At 64.5% G+C, this 18,332-nt stretch carries 15 protein-coding genes; 11 read left to right on the top strand and 4 right to left on the bottom strand.

Annotation, left to right across the window (positions count from 1 at the left end):
* Window positions 1-115 precede the first annotated feature (115 nt).
* The gene (locus tag NMG10_RS24960) at window positions 116-1,471 is read right to left on the bottom strand and encodes an amino acid permease (RefSeq protein ID WP_203650778.1); all 1,356 of its coding nucleotides are present in this window, start codon (window positions 1,469-1,471) and stop codon (window positions 116-118) included.
* A gap of 48 nt (window positions 1,472-1,519) precedes the next feature.
* Window positions 1,520-2,461, bottom strand: coding sequence for an AEC family transporter (locus NMG10_RS24955; RefSeq protein WP_234560391.1), 942 nt, complete (start codon window positions 2,459-2,461; stop codon window positions 1,520-1,522).
* 190 nt (window positions 2,462-2,651) lie between these two features.
* On the opposite strand from NMG10_RS24955, the gene NMG10_RS24950 reads away from it, so the two are divergent.
* Window positions 2,652-4,286, top strand: coding sequence for a phospholipase (locus NMG10_RS24950; RefSeq protein WP_232857790.1), 1,635 nt, complete (start codon window positions 2,652-2,654; stop codon window positions 4,284-4,286).
* Between the two features lie 14 nt (window positions 4,287-4,300).
* Window positions 4,301-4,489, top strand: coding sequence for a hypothetical protein (locus NMG10_RS24945; protein WP_232857791.1), 189 nt, complete (start codon window positions 4,301-4,303; stop codon window positions 4,487-4,489).
* A gap of 162 nt (window positions 4,490-4,651) precedes the next feature.
* Here NMG10_RS24945 and NMG10_RS24940 read toward each other — a convergent pair whose 3' ends face one another.
* Together NMG10_RS24940 and NMG10_RS24935 are read right to left on the bottom strand one after the other, a co-directional pair.
* Complete coding sequence (locus NMG10_RS24940; protein ID WP_023632665.1) at window positions 4,652-5,212, bottom strand: response regulator transcription factor; 561 nt, start codon at window positions 5,210-5,212, stop codon at window positions 4,652-4,654.
* Complete coding sequence (locus NMG10_RS24935) at window positions 5,209-6,468, bottom strand: ATP-binding protein (RefSeq protein WP_254465315.1); 1,260 nt, start codon at window positions 6,466-6,468, stop codon at window positions 5,209-5,211. The genes NMG10_RS24940 and NMG10_RS24935 overlap by 4 nt, the downstream gene beginning before the upstream one ends.
* A 201-nt stretch (window positions 6,469-6,669) precedes the next feature.
* Between NMG10_RS24935 and NMG10_RS24930 the strand changes: the two genes are divergently transcribed.
* From NMG10_RS24930 to NMG10_RS24890, 9 genes are all read left to right on the top strand, one after another.
* A complete protein-coding gene (locus NMG10_RS24930; protein WP_203650770.1) occupies window positions 6,670-7,392 on the top strand; it encodes an SIMPL domain-containing protein in 723 nt (240 codons plus the stop codon).
* A gap of 311 nt (window positions 7,393-7,703) precedes the next feature.
* On the top strand, window positions 7,704-9,329 hold the full coding sequence (locus NMG10_RS24925; RefSeq protein ID WP_050704070.1) for an ABC transporter substrate-binding protein: 1,626 nt from the start codon (window positions 7,704-7,706) through the stop codon (window positions 9,327-9,329).
* A 212-nt stretch (window positions 9,330-9,541) separates the two neighbouring features.
* Window positions 9,542-11,134 carry an ABC transporter substrate-binding protein gene (locus NMG10_RS24920; protein ID WP_254465314.1) on the top strand — a complete coding sequence of 531 codons (1,593 nt, stop codon included), beginning with the start codon at window positions 9,542-9,544 and terminating at the stop codon, window positions 11,132-11,134.
* Window positions 11,135-11,291: 157 nt separating this feature from the next.
* Window positions 11,292-12,671: an OprD family porin gene (locus NMG10_RS24915; RefSeq protein WP_254465313.1), complete on the top strand. Its 1,380-nt coding sequence runs from the start codon at window positions 11,292-11,294 to the stop codon at window positions 12,669-12,671.
* 72 nt (window positions 12,672-12,743) lie between these two features.
* Window positions 12,744-14,339 (top strand): ABC transporter substrate-binding protein, encoded by a 1,596-nt coding sequence (locus NMG10_RS24910; RefSeq protein ID WP_203650759.1) that lies wholly within the window; start codon window positions 12,744-12,746, stop codon window positions 14,337-14,339.
* Window positions 14,340-14,415: 76 nt separating this feature from the next.
* Window positions 14,416-15,426: an ABC transporter permease subunit gene (locus NMG10_RS24905; RefSeq protein ID WP_028689623.1), complete on the top strand. Its 1,011-nt coding sequence runs from the start codon at window positions 14,416-14,418 to the stop codon at window positions 15,424-15,426.
* A 10-nt stretch (window positions 15,427-15,436) separates the two neighbouring features.
* On the top strand, window positions 15,437-16,363 hold the full coding sequence (locus tag NMG10_RS24900; protein WP_096048649.1) for an ABC transporter permease subunit: 927 nt from the start codon (window positions 15,437-15,439) through the stop codon (window positions 16,361-16,363).
* 10 nt (window positions 16,364-16,373) lie between these two features.
* Window positions 16,374-17,342, top strand: coding sequence for an ABC transporter ATP-binding protein (locus NMG10_RS24895; RefSeq protein WP_254465312.1), 969 nt, complete (start codon window positions 16,374-16,376; stop codon window positions 17,340-17,342).
* On the top strand, window positions 17,342-18,310 hold the full coding sequence (locus tag NMG10_RS24890) for a peptide ABC transporter ATP-binding protein (RefSeq protein ID WP_110735730.1): 969 nt from the start codon (window positions 17,342-17,344) through the stop codon (window positions 18,308-18,310). Before NMG10_RS24895 ends, NMG10_RS24890 begins: the two co-directional genes overlap by 1 nt.
* Window positions 18,311-18,332: the final 22 nt, after the last annotated feature.

Genomic DNA, 18,332 nt, shown 5'->3' with positions numbered 1-18,332 from the left:
ACTGCCTGCGATGGCAACCGAGAGATTGGAAACAGACTTGAATGACCATAATACGCCATCCAAGCCTGCTCGGTTTCAGGACGCCATGAACATCCCGAAACCGAACTGGATCAAATCAGGCCTGCCTCGCCTTCTTGATCCGGAACGCCACCCACAACACAGCAATCCACGCCGGAATCAACATCACCGAAATGCGAATCGGCGGGGTCAGGTACATCACCACCAGGATCAGCACGATGAACGCCAGGCACAGGTAGTTGGTCAGCGGATGCCCCAGGCTACGGTAGAACGGCTGAATCCCGGCCGCCAGCTTGGCCTTGCGGAACTTCAGGTGGGTAATACTGATACTCGCCCAGTTGATCACCAACGCCGACACCGCCAGGGCCATGAGCAGGCCGAAGGCTTCGCCCGGCATCAGGTAGTTGATCAGCACGCACAGGCCGGTAGCGAAGGCCGATACGCCCAGTGCGGTGAGCGGCACGCCACGACGGCTGACCTTGAGCAGCTGGCGCGGCGCGTCACCCTGCGTGGCCAGGCCGAACAGCATGCGGCTGTTGGCGTATACACAGCTGTTGTAGACCGACAGCGCGGCGGTCAGCACCACAATGTTGAGGATCGTCGCCACCAGGTCGCTGTCCAGCTCGTGGAAGATCATCACGAACGGGCTGCCGCCCTGCACCACCTTCTGCCACGGATACAGCGACAGCAGTACGGCCAGCGCGCCGATGTAGAAGATCAGGATGCGATAGACCACCTGGTTGGTGGCCTTCGGGATGCTCTCACGCGGGTTGGCCGCCTCGGCGGCGGTGATGCCCACCAGCTCCAGGCCGCCGAACGAGAACATGATCACCGCCAGGGCCATGATCAGCCCGGTGACGCCATTGGGGAAGAAGCCACCGTATTGCCACAGGTTGGCGACGCTGGCATCCGGTCCGCCATGGCCACTGGTGAGCAGCCAGGCGCCGAAACCGATCATGCTGACGATCGCCACCACCTTGACCAGGGCGAACCAGAACTCCATTTCGCCGTACACCTTCACCTGGGTCAGGTTGATGGCGTTGATCGCCACGAAGAAGATCGCCGCCGTGGCCCAGGTGGGGAAATCCGGCCACCAGTACTGCACGTAGATGCCCACTGCGGTGAGCTCGGCCATGCCGACCAGCACGTACACCACCCAGTAGTTCCAGCCCGAGACGAAACCGGCGAACTCGCTCCAGTACTGGTGCGCGAAGTGGCTGAAGCTGCCGGCGACCGGCTCCTCGACCACCATCTCGCCCAGCTGGCGCATGATCAGGAAGGCCATCAGGCCAGCGACGGCGTAGCCCAGCAGCACCGACGGGCCGGCTAGCTGGATGGTCTGGGCGATGCCCAGGAACAGCCCGGTGCCGATGGCTCCGCCCAGCGCGATCAGCTGGATATGGCGATTCTTCAGCCCGCGCTGCAAGCGCTCGGGCGTGCTCTGGTCTTGCATGAAGTGTCCTTTAGGTGAGGCAGTGTTATTGGTTTTGCTTGCAATCGACTAGATCCATCCACCCCATTGCAAGAAGAAAATCCCGATGTTCGTGGTGACGGCGGCCATCAGCGTGGTGATCACGATGATCGACGCCGCCAGTTCATGGTTGCCGTTGGCCTCCCGCGCCATCACATAACTGGCCGCCGCGGTGGGGCTGCCAATGTAGAGGAACAGGATGCCAAGCTCCGCACCGCGAAAACCGCACAACCAGGCGCCCAGCGTTCCCAGCACCGGCAGCCAGACCATCTTCACCAGGCTGACGTCGAAGGCCAGCCGGCCACTGTCGCGCAGCGCCGCCAGTGACAGGGTGCCGCCGATGCAGATCAGCGCCAGCGGCAGGGTCATCTGCGCCAGGTAATCCCCCGAAGTCAGCAGCCAGTTGGGCAACGGCACCTGACCATAGGCCATGGGCGTGGCCACCAGCACGCTGATGATCAACGGGTTGCTGAGGATGCTCTTGCAGATGCTCCACGGGTCGGACTTCAGGTCCGGGCTGTACACCGCCAGGACCACCGCCGACAGCGAGTTGTACATGAGGATCACCAACCCGGCCAGCACCGCGCCGAGGGATATACCGTAGTCGCCATACAGGCTGGCCGCCAGTGCCAGGCCGATCACGCCGTTGTTGCCGCGAAACGCGCCTTGCGTGTAGACGCCCCGGTCCGCCCGCGGGCAGCGCCAGATCGCCAGGCCCCAGGCCAGGCCGAAACACGCCAGCGTCGCGACCACGAAGTAGAGGATCACCCCGGGCTTCACCGCCGCCGCCAGGTCGGCGTGGTAGATGCCGAGGAACAGCAGCGCCGGCATGCACACGTTGAACACCAGCTTCGAGGCGACCCGGTTGAAGTTGTCGTCGATCAAGCGGATGCGCTTGAGCAGCACGCCCATGAACAGCATGGCAAACACAGGGGCCGTGATGTTCAGTGTCTGGATGAGAAGGGCAAGCATGCAACGTGTTCCCGGGAAATACCGTCAGGGGCGCCATCATACGTGAGAGCCGGGGGAGTTGCGCCCGCCACAGCAGCCAGATACCCGCACAAAGAGGTCTTGACGTAGGAATTTTCCTGAATATAGTAAGAATTACTGTATATGCATACAGTATAAAAATGGACGATCCAGACATTGCAAGGAGCAAATCATGTCAGGAATGCACACAACGCCTGTGGCCGCGAAGGCCCAGGCAACGCTGGTGGTCGCCGACCTCGAGCAGTTGTTCGAGGAACAGGGCGTCGCCCTGCCCGGCACCGACAGCCATCTGATGCTGGTCATGCATGGCCACCACACCGTCAAGTACCACCGCCTTGCGCCGCCACCGGCTCGCGGCCCATCCGCACGGCGCGGGCCGGAGCTGTTCTTTGAAGGCGGCGAACACACCGCCATCGGCGACAACACCCTGCTGCGCTTTGAAGCGGGTCAACCGGGTATCCCCGCCCACCAGTCGCCGCTGCCGTTGCCCAACGGCCTGAGCCTGACCTATGGCCAGGTAATCGCCCTGGGCGGCGACTTCTACGGCTTGCCCGAGCGCCCGATCGCCGATGGCGCCAACGACGCCGAGCGGATCGAACGCTTCACCCAGGCCTTCGACTCCCTGGCGCGCCTGCCGGCGGCCAAGGCGGAAGCCGAACAGATCCTTGCGGTCATGCAGGAAGAAATCGGCGCCGCCAACCAGGCCATCAAGGACGGCCGCCAGCCCCACGAGGCCTATGACGCGCTGGGTGACAGCCTGTCGGCACGCTGGAACCGCATCACCGGTGGCGGCAGCTTCGCCTCCGACCTGTTCCCCCTGGGCCGCTACCTGAAACTGGCCGCCAGCAACTGGGACCACTTCGGCCCCTGGGCGCTGGCGGCCTACCAGGCCGGCCACGCCGCCGCCCTGCAGCAGGCGCTGAAAGCCCGCGCCAGCGGCGAGGAGCGCGACCTGCAACTGGCCTATGCGATGAACGCCTTCGCCGACCACTTCCTCACCGACCTGTTCTCCGCCGGCCACCTGCGGGTGCCGCGCAAGGCCCTGGCCGATACCGTCACGCCGAGTGACGTCGGCTCGCTGATCTCGCGCTTCATGCACGACGAGGACAGCAAGTACGGCCTGGCCGTGCGCAATGCCGAAGGCGAGCAATGGCGCGCCTACGGCGACAAGCGCTACTTCGACAGCGTCGATGTGGCCAACCGTCGCCAGGTGGGCCGCGCCGTGCAACGTTCGGCCGACGAGGTGTTCCAGACCTTCGCCGAAGGCCGCGCGCCAGCGGCGAAGGACTTCGCGGCGCTGCGCCTGGCGCCCGACCTGCGGGCCGCCGAGCAGGACCTGGTACCCGGCAACTTCGCCCCGCTGTACGTCCAGGACGGCAAGGCCGTGCTGCGACGCAAGGACGTCAACGACCTCAACGACCGCAACCGCATCGGCGACTGGTGGGGCTGGAGCACCTACCTGCTGCTCAAGGACTACAAGCCGAACAAGCCCACCGGTTTCATCGATGCCCCGGCCACCTCGCCGGCGATCACCGGCTGGGAGCGCCGCGAGCCCGATGGCCTGAACTGGCAGCGCGGCAACGCGGTGCGCTACGCCTTCAGCGTCACCGACCAGCTCAACGAGTCGTACATCGGCCCGTGGAGCGCCTATGTCGAGTTGACCGACCAGTTCCACCCGAGCGTGCAAGTGCCGGCGGACGGCAAGCAGCGCGGGCGCAACCTGTTCCGCCAGTTCCGCGGCGGTTCACCGGAACTGATCGCCAGCCTGGACGGCAAGACCACGCTCTATATCGATCGCAACGCGTGACAAGGAGGTCACCGATGAATATCAAGGTCAAACTGGAACTGGCTTCGGGCCAGTCGATGGAAGGCATGCCGCTGGAGTTGCTGCGTGCCGGCAAGGTGATTGGCCGGGCGAAAGTGCCGGCAGGGGGACAGGTGGCGTTCGAGGCGCCATCGGGGGCAGGACAGCTGGCGGTGCGGGTTGATCGTTCGGGGGTGAAAGCCTGATACAAGGCCGGGCCTCTCATCAGATCATGCGCAATCCCTGTAGGAGCGGCCTTGTGCCGCGAAAGGGCCGCAAGGCGGCCCCGGCGGTTTCAGCGTTCCACCGAGATAGGGGCTGCTGCGCAGCCCTTTCGCGGCACAAGGCCGCTCCTACAGGAATATGCGTCAGCGCCGAACCGGGCGCTTCTGCAACTTGCGCTGCAGCGTGCGCCGGTGCATCCCCAGCGCCCGCGCCGTGGCGGAGATGTTGCCCTCGTGCTCGCCCAGCACCCGCTGGATGTGCTCCCACTGCAGGCGATCCACCGACATCGGGTTTTCCGGCACCAGGGTATCCAGGTCGGTGTGCTCCGAGAGCAACGCCGCCAGCACATCGTCGGCGTCCGCCGGCTTGCACAGGTAGTTGCAGGCCCCGCGCTTGACCGCCTCGACCGCCGTGGCGATGCTCGAGTAACCGGTCAGGATCACCACCCGCATCTCCGGGTCCAGCTCCAGCAGCTTGGGCAACAGCACCAGGCCCGAGTCGCCTTCCATCTTCAGGTCCAGCGTGGCGTAGTCGGGCAAGTCCTGCTCGGCCAGTTTCAAGCCTTCCTCGGCGGAACCCGCGGTGCTCACACGGAACCCACGACGCGACATAGCCCGGGCCATCACCCGAGTAAAGGTGGCGTCGTCATCCACCAGCAGCAGGTGCGGCAGTTCTTCGCCTTCGACCTGGTTTTCTTCGCTCATCTTGCATCTCCTCGCTTGCCATGGGGCAGGCGCAATTCGGTCAGGGTGCCACCCTGCTCATGACTATAGAGTTTCACCGAACCGCCCGCACGCGTCACGCTGGCCTTGCTCAAGAACAGGCCCAGGCCGAAGCCTTTGCCCTTGGTGGTAATGAAGGGTTTGCCGATCGCCTCGGCGATGGCCGGCGGCACGCCGGGGCCGTGGTCGCGGATGCTGATGACGATGTCTTGGGCATCCCAGTCCAGGCGCACCTCCAGGTCGTCCGGGCAGGCATCGGCGGCATTGTTCAACAGGTTCAGCAGCGCCTGGGTCAGGTCCGGCGGCGGCGTCAGCCGCGGCACCACGCCATCGCGCAGGCGCTGGAAGCGGTAGCTGGCCTCGGGGCGCATCAGGTGCCAGCGGTTGAGCGCCTCGTCGAGCCAGGCGGTGACGTCCTGCTCGACGATCGCCAGCCGTCGGTTGGCCTCGGCGGCGCGCACCAGTTGCTGCAAGGTTTCCTTGCACAGCTTGACCTGGTCCTGAAGGATCTGCAGGTCCTCCTGCAACAGGGGGTCGGCGTGATCCTGGCGCATCTCGTTGAGCAGCACGCTCATGGTCGCCAGCGGCGTGCCCAGCTCATGGGCGGCGCCGGCTGCCTGGGTGGCCACGGCCAGCAACTGCTCGTCGCGCAGGCTCTCTTCGCGACGCTCGGCGCGCAGGTTTTCCTGCCGACGCAGCTCCTCGGCCATGCGCGCGGCGAAGAAGGTGATCACCCCGGCGGCCAGGGCGATACTCAGCCACATGCCGTAGACCTGCATGGTGTCACGCGCCAGCGGCAGCGTCTCCAGAGGATAGTACTGCACCAGCAGCAGGCTGTAGGCCACCAGCGCAATGCCCGAGAGCACCAGCGAGTAGAGCCACGGCAGCGTGACCGCGGCGATCGCCAGCGGTACCAGGTAATAAGAGACGAAGGGGTTGGTCGATCCACCCGAGTAATAAAGCAGGGCGCTGTGGATCAACAGGTCGCAGGCCAGCTGCAGGGCGTACTCGAGTTCGGTGACCGGCAGCGACAGGCGCAGGCGCAGGGCGGTGAACGCACACAGCAACGATGACAGGGCCAGCGTCACCGCCAGCGAGAACCACGGCAGCGGCAGCAGTTCGGTCCAGTAGGCAACGCCCACGGAGCCGGCCTGGGCCGCCAGCACGAGAATGCGGATGAAGGTCAGGCGCCAGAGGTTCTGGCGTGTAGCGGACAACGGTTGTGCGACGGCGAGCATGAGCTCTCCCAATGAGTGCTCCAGGAAAATCGGCTGGAGTATACCGAAGCCGGGCGCCTCGCTGCAGCGATGCGGCAAAGCGCCACAGTTTGTCACAGACTCATGATGGCATTTTTGAACCCACTACACTGTTGCCGGTCTGATCGGCCATGCGTGGAACGGATGTCCTCATCCACGCCTTACTTTGCCAAGGAGCTCCACATGCACATTTCCCGTCGCGGCGCCGCCGCCGTTGCCCTGTCCTGCGGCATGCTCGCCAGTCTGCCGGCCCTGGCCGCCGATGAGCCTCGCTACAACCAGGTGTCGCTGCGCGCCGAAGTCAGCAAGGAAGTGGCGCGCGACCTGATGGTCGTGACGCTGTACAGCGAAGCCCAGAACAGCGACCCGGGCAAGCTCGCCAAGGAGATCACCGAGACCATGAACAAGGCCGTGCAGCAGGCCCGTCAGGTCAAGGACGTGAAGATCAGCCAGGGCAGCCGCAACAGCTACCCGATCTACGACACCAAGGGCCAGAAGATCACCGGCTGGCGCGAGCGCGCCGAGCTGCGCCTGGAAGGCGCCGACTTCCCGGCCCTGTCCAAGCTCACCGGCGAGCTCCTGCAAGACCTGAAAATGGGCGGCATGGACTTCTCCATCGCCCCGACCACGCGCAAGTCCAATGAGGACGAGCTGCTCAAGGACGCCGTCGCCGCCTTCAAGGCCCGCGCCCAGCTGGCCACCGAGGCCCTGGGCGGCAAAGGCTACAAGGTGGTCAGCCTGAACCTTAACAGCAGCGGCTACCCACGTCCGTACCTGCGCAGCGCACCGATGGCGATGATGGCCAAGGGCGCCGCCGACGAGGCCGCGCCAGCGCCGGATATCGAGGCGGGCACCAGCGAAGTCAGCATGAGTGCCGATGGCCTGATCGAAGTCCAGGTCCCCTGACCCCTCCAACTGGATGTCCGAGTCGCGTAAAGCGTCTCGGACAGCAGTTTCAGACCTTTCCTACGCACCAAACGGGTGCGTCTGCTTGTCACATAAAGTGCGAAATATCTTGTAATTTTCGCCCTTTTCTCCCGCGCAAACGATCAACATTCGCCAAAGTTATATGGATGCGACATCCATGTACGTCCGTACCACAAAATTGGCGCCAACCATCCCGCTGAGTGTTGCATTGGGAACACCCCCTGCATAAGTATCCGCAGGTCGGCTCACGAGGCCGCCTCAATTCGAAAAATGACAACAATGAGGCCACCATGCTCAAACACGCAGTCATTCCGTTCCTGGTAGGTGCAGGCTTGCTAGCCGGCGCACCGTTCGCCCACGCCGCGACCAACCTGGTGTTCTGCTCCGAAGGCAGCCCGGCCGGTTTCGACCCTGGCCAGTACACCACCGGGACCGACTTTGACGCCTCCGCCGAAACCATGTTCAACCGCCTGACCCAGTTCGAGCGCGGCGGTACCAAGGTCATTCCGGGCCTGGCCACCCAGTGGGAGGTTTCCGATGACGGCAAGACCTACACCTTCCACCTGCGCGAAGGCGTGAAGTTCCATACCACCGAGTACTTCAAGCCGACCCGTGCGTTCAACGCCGACGACGTGCTGTTCACCTTCAACCGCATGCTCGACAAGGACCACCCCTTCCGCAAGGCCTACCCCACCGAGTTCCCGTACTTCACCGACATGGGCATGGACAAGAACATCGCCAAGCTCGAGAAAGTCGATGAGCACACCGTGAAGTTCACCCTCAACGACGTCGACGCCGCGTTCATCCAGAACCTGGCCATGAGCTTCGCCTCGATCCAGTCCGCCGAGTACGCCGACCAGTTGCTCAAGCAAGGCAAGGCCGCCGATATCAACCAGAAGCCGATCGGCACCGGCCCGTTCGTGTTCAGCAAGTACCAGAAGGACGCGCAGATCCGCTACAAGGGCAACAAGGACTACTGGAAGCCCGAGGACGTCAAGATCGACAACCTGATCTTCGCCATCAGCACCGACGCCTCGGTGCGCATGCAGAAGCTCAAGAAGAACGAATGCCAGGTCACCCTGTTCCCGCGCCCGGCCGACATCAAGCCGCTGCAGGAAGACAAGAAGCTGCAGATGCCTGAACAGGCCGGCTTCAACCTCGGCTACATCGCCTACAACGTGATGGACAAGGTCAAGGGCAGCAACGACGCCAACCCGCTGTCGCAACTCAAGGTGCGCGAAGCGCTGGACATGGCCGTCAACAAGCAGCAGATCATCGAGTCGGTGTACCAGGGCGCCGGCCAGCTGGCGGTCAACGCCATGCCGCCGACCCAATGGTCCTACGACACCACCATCAAGGACGCCAAGTACGATCCTGAGAAAGCCAAGCAGCTGCTCAAGGAAGCCGGCGTCAAGGAAGGCACCGAGATCACCCTGTGGGCCATGCCGGTGCAGCGCCCGTACAACCCCAACGCCAAGCTGATGGCCGAAATGCTCCAGTCCGACTGGGCCAAGGTCGGCATCAAGGCCAAGATCGTCAGCTACGAATGGGGCGAGTACATCAAGCGTTCCAAGGGCGGCGAGCAAGGCGCCATGCTGATCGGCTGGAGCGGCGACAACGGTGACCCGGACAACTGGCTCGGCACCCTGTACAGCTGCGACGCCATGAGCGGCAACAACTTCTCCAAGTGGTGCTTCAAGCCCTACGACGACCTGATCAAGCAGGCCAAGGCCACCCCCGATCAGGCCAAGCGCACCGAGCTGTACAAGCAGGCGCAACACATCCTCAAGGAGCAGGTGCCGATCACCCCGATCGCCCACTCCACCGTGTATCAGCCAATGAGCACGTCCGTGAAGGACTTCAAGATCAGCCCCTTCGGCCTGAACTCCTTCTACGGGGTCAGCGTGAGCAAGTAACGGCCGTGATCGTCCCGCCGGGCTTGCCGGCGGGACGATGACACGAACGGGCGATACGTAGGGCAATTCCCTCACGCTCGCCGGAACGCTCCCGCACCCAAATCAGTAGCGAACCCTGGCTCCCACATTCTGGCGCACCTATCGTCAGGACCGGGATGTTGCAGCCGCGTTTTGCCTGTCGCGGCACGAAAAAGACGGACAAAGGATCTGCCATGCGCCTGACCACACTGTGTTCCACCCTGCTTGCCCTCGGCCTGCTGAGCCAGGCCCCGGCGAGCCTCGCCAACAACCTGGTGTTCTGCTCCGAGGGCAGCCCGGCGGGCTTCGACACCGCCCAGTACACCGCGGCCACCGACAACGACGCCGCCGAGCCGATCTACAACCGCCTGGTCGAGTTCGAGCGTGGCGGCACCGCCGTGCAGCCGGGCCTGGCCACCGACTGGCAGGTGTCCGAGGACGGCCTGAAGTACACCTTCCACCTGCGACCCGGGGTGAAGTTCCACGCCAACAAGGACTTCAAGCCCACCCGCGACTTCAACGCCGACGACGTGCTGTTCACCTTCAACCGCATGCTCGACAAGAACCACCCCTTCCGCCAGGCCTACCCCACCGAGTTCCCGTACTTCATCAGCATGGGCCTGGACAAGAACATCGCCAGCGTCGAGAAGACCGACCCGCTGACCGTGGTCTTCACCCTCAACAAGGTCGACGCCGCGTTCCTGCAGAACATCGCCATGGCCTTCGCCGCGATCCTCTCCGCCGAGTACGCCGATCATCTGCTGGCCGGCGGCAAGGCCAGCGACATCAACCAGAAGCCGATCGGCACCGGCCCGTTCGTGTTCCAGCGCTACCAGAAGGATTCGCAGATCCGCTTCAAGGGCAACAAGGACTACTGGGCGCCGGACCGGGTGAAGATCGACAACCTGATCTTCTCCATCAACGTCGACCCCTCGGTACGTATCCAGAAGCTGCGCAAGAACGAATGCCAGGTAACCCTGCACCCACGCCCCGCCGATCTGCCAGCGCTTTCGACCGACAAGCAGCTGCAGGTGATGACCCAGCCCGGCTTCAACCTCGGCTACATCGCCTACAACACCCAGCACCCGCCATTCGACCGGCTGGAGGTGCGCCAGGCCATGGACATGGCGGTGAACAAGGAAGCCATCATCGGCGCGGTTTATCAGAGCGCCGGCCAAGCCGCATCGAACGCCATGCCGCCGACCCAGTGGTCCTACGACAAGTCGATCAAGGACGCGCCCTTCGACCCGAAAAAAGCCAAGCAGCTGCTCAAGCAGGCCGGGGTCAAGGAAGGTACCGAGATCACCCTGTGGGCCATGCCGGTGCAGCGCCCCTACAACCCCAATGCCAAGCTGATGGCCGAAATGCTCCAGTCCGACTGGAGCAAGCTCGGCTTCAAGGTGCGCATCGTCAGCTACGAGTGGGGTGAATACCTCAAGCGCATGAAGAACGGCGAGCACGATATCGCCCTGATCGGCTGGACCGGCGACAACGGCGACCCGGACAACTGGCTGGGCACGCTGTTCAGTTGCGACGCCATCGGCAGCAACAACTACTCGCTGTGGTGCGACACGCAGTACGACGCCCTGGTCAAGAAAGCCAAGCAGGTCACCGACCGCGACCAGCGCACCAGCCTCTACGAACAAGCCCAGCAACGCCTCAAGCAACAGGTGCCGATCACCCCGGTCGCGCACTCCACGGTCAACCAGCCGCTGAGCATCAGCGTGAAAGACTTCAAGGTCAGCCCCTTCGGACGCAACGTTTTCTCCGGCGTCAGCATCGATTGACCCTGTATCGCCCGGCCGGGGGTGCGACCCACTCCCGCGTCCGCGTGCAGCCCGGATTTGCCTGGCAACCCCAAGGCAGACACTGCAGTACCGCGTCACCGTGACAAGCCCGGCCCACGAGGTCGGGTGATAACTAAAAAAATATCAGGGAGCTTTCATGTTGATTCGTACCACCACCACCGCACTGGCCTTGTCCGTGGGCGCCTTCTGCGCCCTAGCCCAGGCCGAACCGATGAGCCAGGACTTCGTGCCGATCGCGCTCAAATCCAGCAGCGAGCAGGCCGAAGCCAAGGGCTTCATCGATGGCCAGAGCCTGTCCGGCAGCACCCGCAACTGGTACGCCCGCGAACGCGCCACCCGCGCGCCGCTGTGGAAGTACACCAAGAGCGACGGCACCCGCCACGACACCCACAGCCGTGACAACTGGGTCCAGGGCACCATCCTCAACTACAGCTCGGGCTTCACCGAAGGCACCGTGGGCTTCGCCGTCGAGGCCGCAGCCTACAACGCCATCGCCCTCGAGCAGGGCCGCGCCGCCGTGGCCGGCCCGAACAACCGTACGCTGACCCACAGCGATGGTGATCCGATCGGCCAGTGGAGCAAGATGGGCCTGGGCAACGTCAAGGCGCGCATCTCCAACACCACGCTGACCGTGGGCCGCCAGTCGGTGGACACGCCGATGATCGCCTATATCGGCAACCGTGCGCTGCCTTCGAGCTTCCAGGGCGCGTTCCTGCACAGCGCCGAATTCGAGAACCTGTCGTTCGACCTGGGTACCTTCGACCGCGTCTCGCCGCGTACCGAGCAGAGCCTGAGCAAGTTCCGCAGCGAATACGGCAACGGTGTGGAAACCGACCGCGCCAGCACCGTCGGCATCAACTACCAGCCGCTCAAGAGCCTGACCACCAGCCTCTACGCCACCAAGGTCGAGGATTTCTGGAACCAGTACTACTTCGGCGCCAACCACGTGCTGGGCGACAGCGCGGTGCTGAGCCTGACCACCGGTCTGAACTACTACAAGACCGTGGACGAAGGCAGCAAGAAGATGGGCGAGATCGACAACGACACCTACAGCCTGTCGTTCGGCCTGACCCACCAGGCCCACACCCTCACCGCCTCCTGGCAGCAGGTCAACGGCAACGAGTACTTCGACTACCTGCACGAAACCAACGGCATCTACCTGGCCAACTCCCTGCTGTCGGACTTCAACGGCCCGAACGAAAAATCCCTGCAGATCAGCTATGTGCTGAACATGGCGCCGTATGGCGTGCCGGGCCTGAAGTTCAACGTCTACAACGCCCGCGGCTGGGACATCGACGGTACCCATTACAAGGGCACCGCCTATGACGTCCGTGGCCAGGACGGCGAAAACCACTACGAGTGGGGCATCGGCACCAGCTACGCAGTACAGAGCGGCATGCTGAAGGACACCACCATCCGCGCCACCTATACCGCCCACCGTGCCAGCAAGGCACAGAGCGACGGCAGCCTCGACGAGTTCCGCGTCGTCACCACCATTCCGTTCAACATCCTCTGACCGTTGGCGCCACGGCCCGCCTCCCCACGGGCCGTGGCGGCTACGCTGGAACTAGCACTGCAGGGAGGTTCCATGAAAATGCTACCGCTACGTGCTGCCTTGGCAGCCGTCATCCTGGGCGCCGCATCGAATCTGGCGGCCAAGCCGCTGGTGGTGTGCACCGAAGCCAGCCCGGAAGGCTTCGACATCGTCCAGTACACCACCGCCGTCACCGCCGACGCCACGGCCGAGGCCATCTTCAACCGCCTGGTCGACTTCAAGCCCGGCACCACCGAGATCCAGCCGGCCCTGGCCACGAGCTGGGAGGTCAGCCCCGACGGGCTGGTGTACACCTTCCACCTGCGCGAAGGCGTCAAGTTCCACACCACCGACTACTTCAAGCCGACCCGCGACTTCAACGCCGATGACGTGCTGTGGAGCCTGAACCGCCAGTTGAAGAAAGACCACCCGTGGCACGACAAGACCAGCGTCGGCTACCCCTATTTCGAGAGCATGGCCTTCAAGGACCTGCTCAAGTCGGTCGAGAAGACCGATGACCACACCGTGGTGATCACCCTGACCCGCCCGGAAGCGCCCTTCCTGCGCGACCTGGCCATGGCCTTCACCTCGATCTACTCCGCCGAGTACGGCGACCAGCTGCTCAAGGCCGGCAAGACCGGCGACCTCAACAGCAAGCCGGTCGGCACCGGCCCGTTCGTGTTCCAGCGCTACAGCAAGGATGCCCAGGTTCGCTACAAGGCCAACCCGGACTACTTCCGCGGCAAGCCGCCGGCCGACGGGCTGATCTTCGCCATCGCCACCGACAGCAACGTGCGCCTGCAGAAACTGCGCGCCAACGAGTGCCAGATCGCCCTGTACCCCAAGCCTGACGACGTGCCGGGGATCAAGACCGATCCGAAACTCAAGGTTGCCGAGATCGAGGCGCTGGTCACCGGCTATATCTCGATGAACACCCAGCACAAGTACCTGAGCGACGTGCGCGTGCGCAAGGCGATCAACATGGCCTTCGACCGCCAGACCCACGTCGACCAGCTGTTCGGCAAGGGCAACGCGCTGCCGGGCGTCAACCCGTACCCGCCGACCATGATCGGCTACAACACCGACAACAAGAACCCGCCCCACGACCTCGACAAGGCCCGCGCCCTGCTCAAGGAAGCCGGCGTGCCGGAAGGCACCGTGATCACCCTGTTCACCCGCAACGGCGGCGGCCCGACCAACCCCAACCCGCGCCTGTCGGCCGAAATGCTCCAGTCCGACCTGGCCAAGATCGGCATCAAGCTCGACATCCGCGTGATGGAATGGGCCGAGATGCTGCGTCGCGCCAAGAAGGGCGAGGCCGACCTGGTGTCGGCGGGCTGGGCCGGCGATAACGGCGACCCGGACAACTTCCTCACGCCGATGCTCAGCTGCGATGCGGTCAAGAGCGGCGAAAACTACGCGCGTTGGTGCAACCAGAAATTCCAGGACCTGATCACCCGCGCCCGCGAAGTGATCGACAACGACGAACGCGCCAGGCTCTATAACGAGGCTTTGGCGGTGTACGATGAAGACCAGCCGTGGATCAGCATGGCCCACCCGAAGATGTTCACCGCCATGCGCGAGAACGTCGAAGGCTATGTGATCAACCCACTGACCAACAACAACTTCGCCACCACCCAGGTGAAGTAGAACAACAACAGCCGCCGGACCTTGTGCAAGAGGCCCCGGCGGCGCGCCGTTACCGGCTGATGAGGTACCCCTGACAATGTTGAGTTTTATTGCCCGACGCCTGGGCCTGCTGATCCCGACCTTCTTCGGTATCACCCTGCTGACCTTCGCGCTCATACGCCTGATCCCCGGCGACCCGGTCGAGGTGATGATGGGCGAGCGCCGTGTCGACCCCGAAATGCACGCCCAGGCCATGGAGCGCTTGGGCCTGAACAAACCGCTGCCGGCCCAGTACCTGGACTATGTCGGCAAGCTCGCCCAGGGCGACCTGGGCGAATCCCTGCGCACCCGTGAAAGCGTATGGAACGAATTCCTCACCCTGTTCCCGGCAACGCTGGAGCTGGCCATGGCCGCCCTGCTGTTCGCCGGGGTCATCGGCCTGCTGGCCGGGGTGATCGCCGCGCTCAAGCGCGGCTCGCTGTTCGACCACGGGGTGATGGGGATCTCGCTGGCCGGCTACTCGATGCCGATCTTCTGGTGGGGCCTGATCCTGATCATGTTCTTCTCGGTAAGCCTGGGCTGGACACCGGTCTCCGGGCGCATCGACCTGCTCTACGACATCGAGCCGAAAACCGGCTTCATGCTCATAGACACCCTGCTCAGCGACGAGGAAGGCGCGTTCAAGGACGCGGTGATGCACCTGATCCTGCCGGCCATCGTACTGGGCACCATCCCGCTGGCGGTGATCGCCCGGATGACCCGTTCGTCGATGCTCGAAGTGCTGCGCGAGGACTACATCCGTACCGCCCGCGCCAAGGGCCTGTCGCCGTCGCGCGTGGTGTTCATCCACGGCCTGCGCAACGCGCTGATCCCGGTACTGACCGTGTTCGGCCTGCAGGTCGGCACGCTGCTGGCCGGCGCCGTGCTCACCGAAACCATCTTCTCCTGGCCGGGCATCGGCAAATGGCTGATCGAAGCCATCGGTGCCCGTGACTACCCCGTGGTCCAGAACGGCATCCTGTTGATCGCCTGCCTGGTGATCCTGGTCAACTTCGTCGTGGACATCCTCTACGGCCTGGCCAACCCACGCATCCGTCATCAGCGCTGAGGACTCCGCCATGACCAGCCCGATTCCGAAATCCGTCACCCCGCCCAGCGCGGTCGACCAAAGCTTGCTCTACCCCTCGCCGTACAAAGAGTTCTGGCAGGCCTTCTCGCGCAACAAGGGCGCGGTGGCCGGCCTGGCCTTCATGACCCTGGTGGTGTTCTGCGCCCTGTTCGCCCCCTGGGTCGCGCCACACAACCCCAGCGAGCAGTACCGCGACTTCCTGCTCACCCCGCCGGTGTGGCTCGAAGGCGGCACCTGGCAGTTCATCCTCGGCACCGACGAACTGGGCCGCGACCTGCTCTCGCGGCTGATCCAGGGTGCCCGCCTGTCGCTGCTGATCGGCCTGTCGTCGGTGGTGATGTCGCTGATCCCGGGTATCCTGCTGGGCCTGCTGGCCGGCTTCTTCCCGCAGATCCTCGGCCCCTCGATCATGCGCCTGATGGACGTGATGCTGGCCCTGCCGTCGCTGCTGCTGGCCGTGGCCATCGTCGCCATCCTCGGCCCAGGCCTGATCAACACGGTGATCGCCATCGCCATCGTCTCGCTGCCCTCCTACGTGCGCCTGACCCGCGCCGCGGTGATGGGCGAGCTGAACCGCGACTATGTCACCGCCGCGCGCCTGGCCGGCGCCGGCCTGCCACGCCTGATGTTCGTCACCGTGCTGCCCAACTGCATGGCGCCGCTGATCGTCCAGGCAACGCTGAGCTTCTCCTCGGCGATCCTCGACGCCGCCGCCCTGGGCTTCCTTGGCCTTGGCGTCCAGCCGCCGACCCCCGAGTGGGGCACCATGCTGGCCTCGGCCCGCGACTACATCGAGCGCGCCTGGTGGGTGGTGAGCCTGCCCGGCCTGACGATCCTGCTCAGTGTGCTGGCAATCAACCTGATGGGCGACGGCCTGCGCGACGCGCTGGACCCGAAACTCAAGAACGCCGCCTGAGGAGAACGCCATGTCACTGTTGCAGATCAACAACCTGAACGTGCGCTTCGGCGACGCCAATGCCATCCCGGTCGTGGACGGGCTCGACCTGGCCGTGGACGCCGGCGAGATCCTCGCCATCGTCGGCGAATCCGGCTCCGGCAAGTCCGTCACCATGATGGCCCTGATGGGCCTGATCGACGCCCCCGGGCGCATCACCGCCGACGTACTCAACTTCGACGGCATCGACATGCTCAAGCTCAGCGGCCGCCAGCGCCGCAAGGTGGTGGGCAAGGACATCGCCATGGTCTTCCAGGACCCGATGACCGCGCTCAACCCCAGCTACACCGTGGGCTACCAGATCGAGGAAGTGCTGCGTCAGCACCTCGGCCTGAAAGGCAAGGCCGCGCGCCAGCGTGCCCTGGAACTGCTGAAGAAGGTCGAGATCCCAGCCGCCGAAAGCCGCCTGGACGCCTACCCGCACCAGCTGTCCGGCGGCATGAGCCAGCGCGTGGCAATCGCCATGGCCATCGCCGGCGAACCGAAGCTGCTGATCGCCGACGAACCGACCACGGCCCTGGACGTGACCATCCAGGCGCAGATCATGGAGCTGCTGGTCAACCTGCAGAAAGAGCGCAACATGGCGCTCATTCTCATCACCCACGACCTGGCCGTGGTCGCCGAGACCGCCAAGCGCGTGTGCGTGATGTACGCGGGCCAGGCCGTCGAGGTCGGCCAGGTGCCGGAGCTGTTCGACATCCCCGCCCACCCGTACAGCGAAGCGCTGCTGGCGGCCATCCCCGAGCACAGCATCGGCGCCGAGCGCCTGGCCACCCTGCCCGGCATCGTCCCCGGCCGCTATGACCGCCCGCAGGGTTGCCTGCTGTCGCCGCGCTGCCCCTATGTGCAGGAAAACTGCCGCCGGCAGCGCCCGGCCCTCGATCCCCAGGCCCACAGCCTGGTGCGTTGCTTCTATCCGCTGAACCAGGAGGTGGCGTGATGGCCGTCGTTCTTTCCGCTCGTGAGCTGACCCGCCACTACGAAGTCTCCCGCGGCATGTTCAAGGGCCATGCGCTGGTCCGCGCGCTCAATGGTGTGTCGTTCGAACTGGAGGCCGGCAAGACCCTGGCCGTGGTCGGCGAGTCCGGCTGCGGCAAGTCGACCCTGGCCCGTGCCCTGACCCTGATCGAGGAGCCCTCCTCCGGCTCGCTGCAGATCGCCGGCCACGAGGTCAAGGGCGCCAGCAAGGACCAGCGCAAGCAACTGCGCCGCGACGTGCAGATGGTGTTCCAGAGCCCCTACGCCTCGCTCAACCCGCGGCAGAAGATCGGCGACCAGCTCGCCGAGCCACTGCTGATCAACACCTCGCTGAGCAAGACCGAGCGCCGCGAGAAAGTGCAGAAGATGATGGAGCAGGTGGGCCTGCGCCCCGAGCACTACCAGCGCTATCCGCACATGTTCTCCGGCGGCCAGCGCCAGCGTATCGCCCTGGCCCGGGCGATGATGCTGCAACCCAAGGTGCTGGTGGCCGACGAGCCGACCTCGGCGCTGGACGTGTCGATCCAGGCCCAGGTGCTGAACCTGTTCATGGACCTGCAAAAGGAGTTCAACACCGCCTACGTGTTCATCTCCCACAACCTGGCGGTGGTGCGCCATGTGGCGGACCAGGTGCTGGTGATGTACCTCGGGCGGCCGGCGGAGATGGGGCCGAAGGAGGATATCTACGAGAAGCCGCTGCACCCGTACACCCAGGCGCTGTTGTCGGCGACCCCGGCGATCCATCCGGATCCGCTGAAGCCGAAGATCCGCATTGCCGGTGAACTGCCCAACCCGTTGAATCCGCCGGATGGCTGCGCGTTCCACAAGCGTTGCCCGTATGCCACAGAGCGTTGTGCCAAGGAAGTGCCGGCGTTGCGACAGGTGAGTACGCGGCAGGTGGCTTGCCACTATGCCGAGCAGTTCCTGTAGATAGCTGGGGCCGCCTTGCGGC

This window comes from Pseudomonas sp. DVZ6 (genome assembly GCF_024259445.1).
Lineage (GTDB): Bacteria > Pseudomonadota > Gammaproteobacteria > Pseudomonadales > Pseudomonadaceae > Aquipseudomonas > Aquipseudomonas peradeniyensis.
The sequence above is the reverse complement of the archived record's forward strand: the minus strand, read 5'-3'. Positions and strand labels throughout refer to the sequence as shown.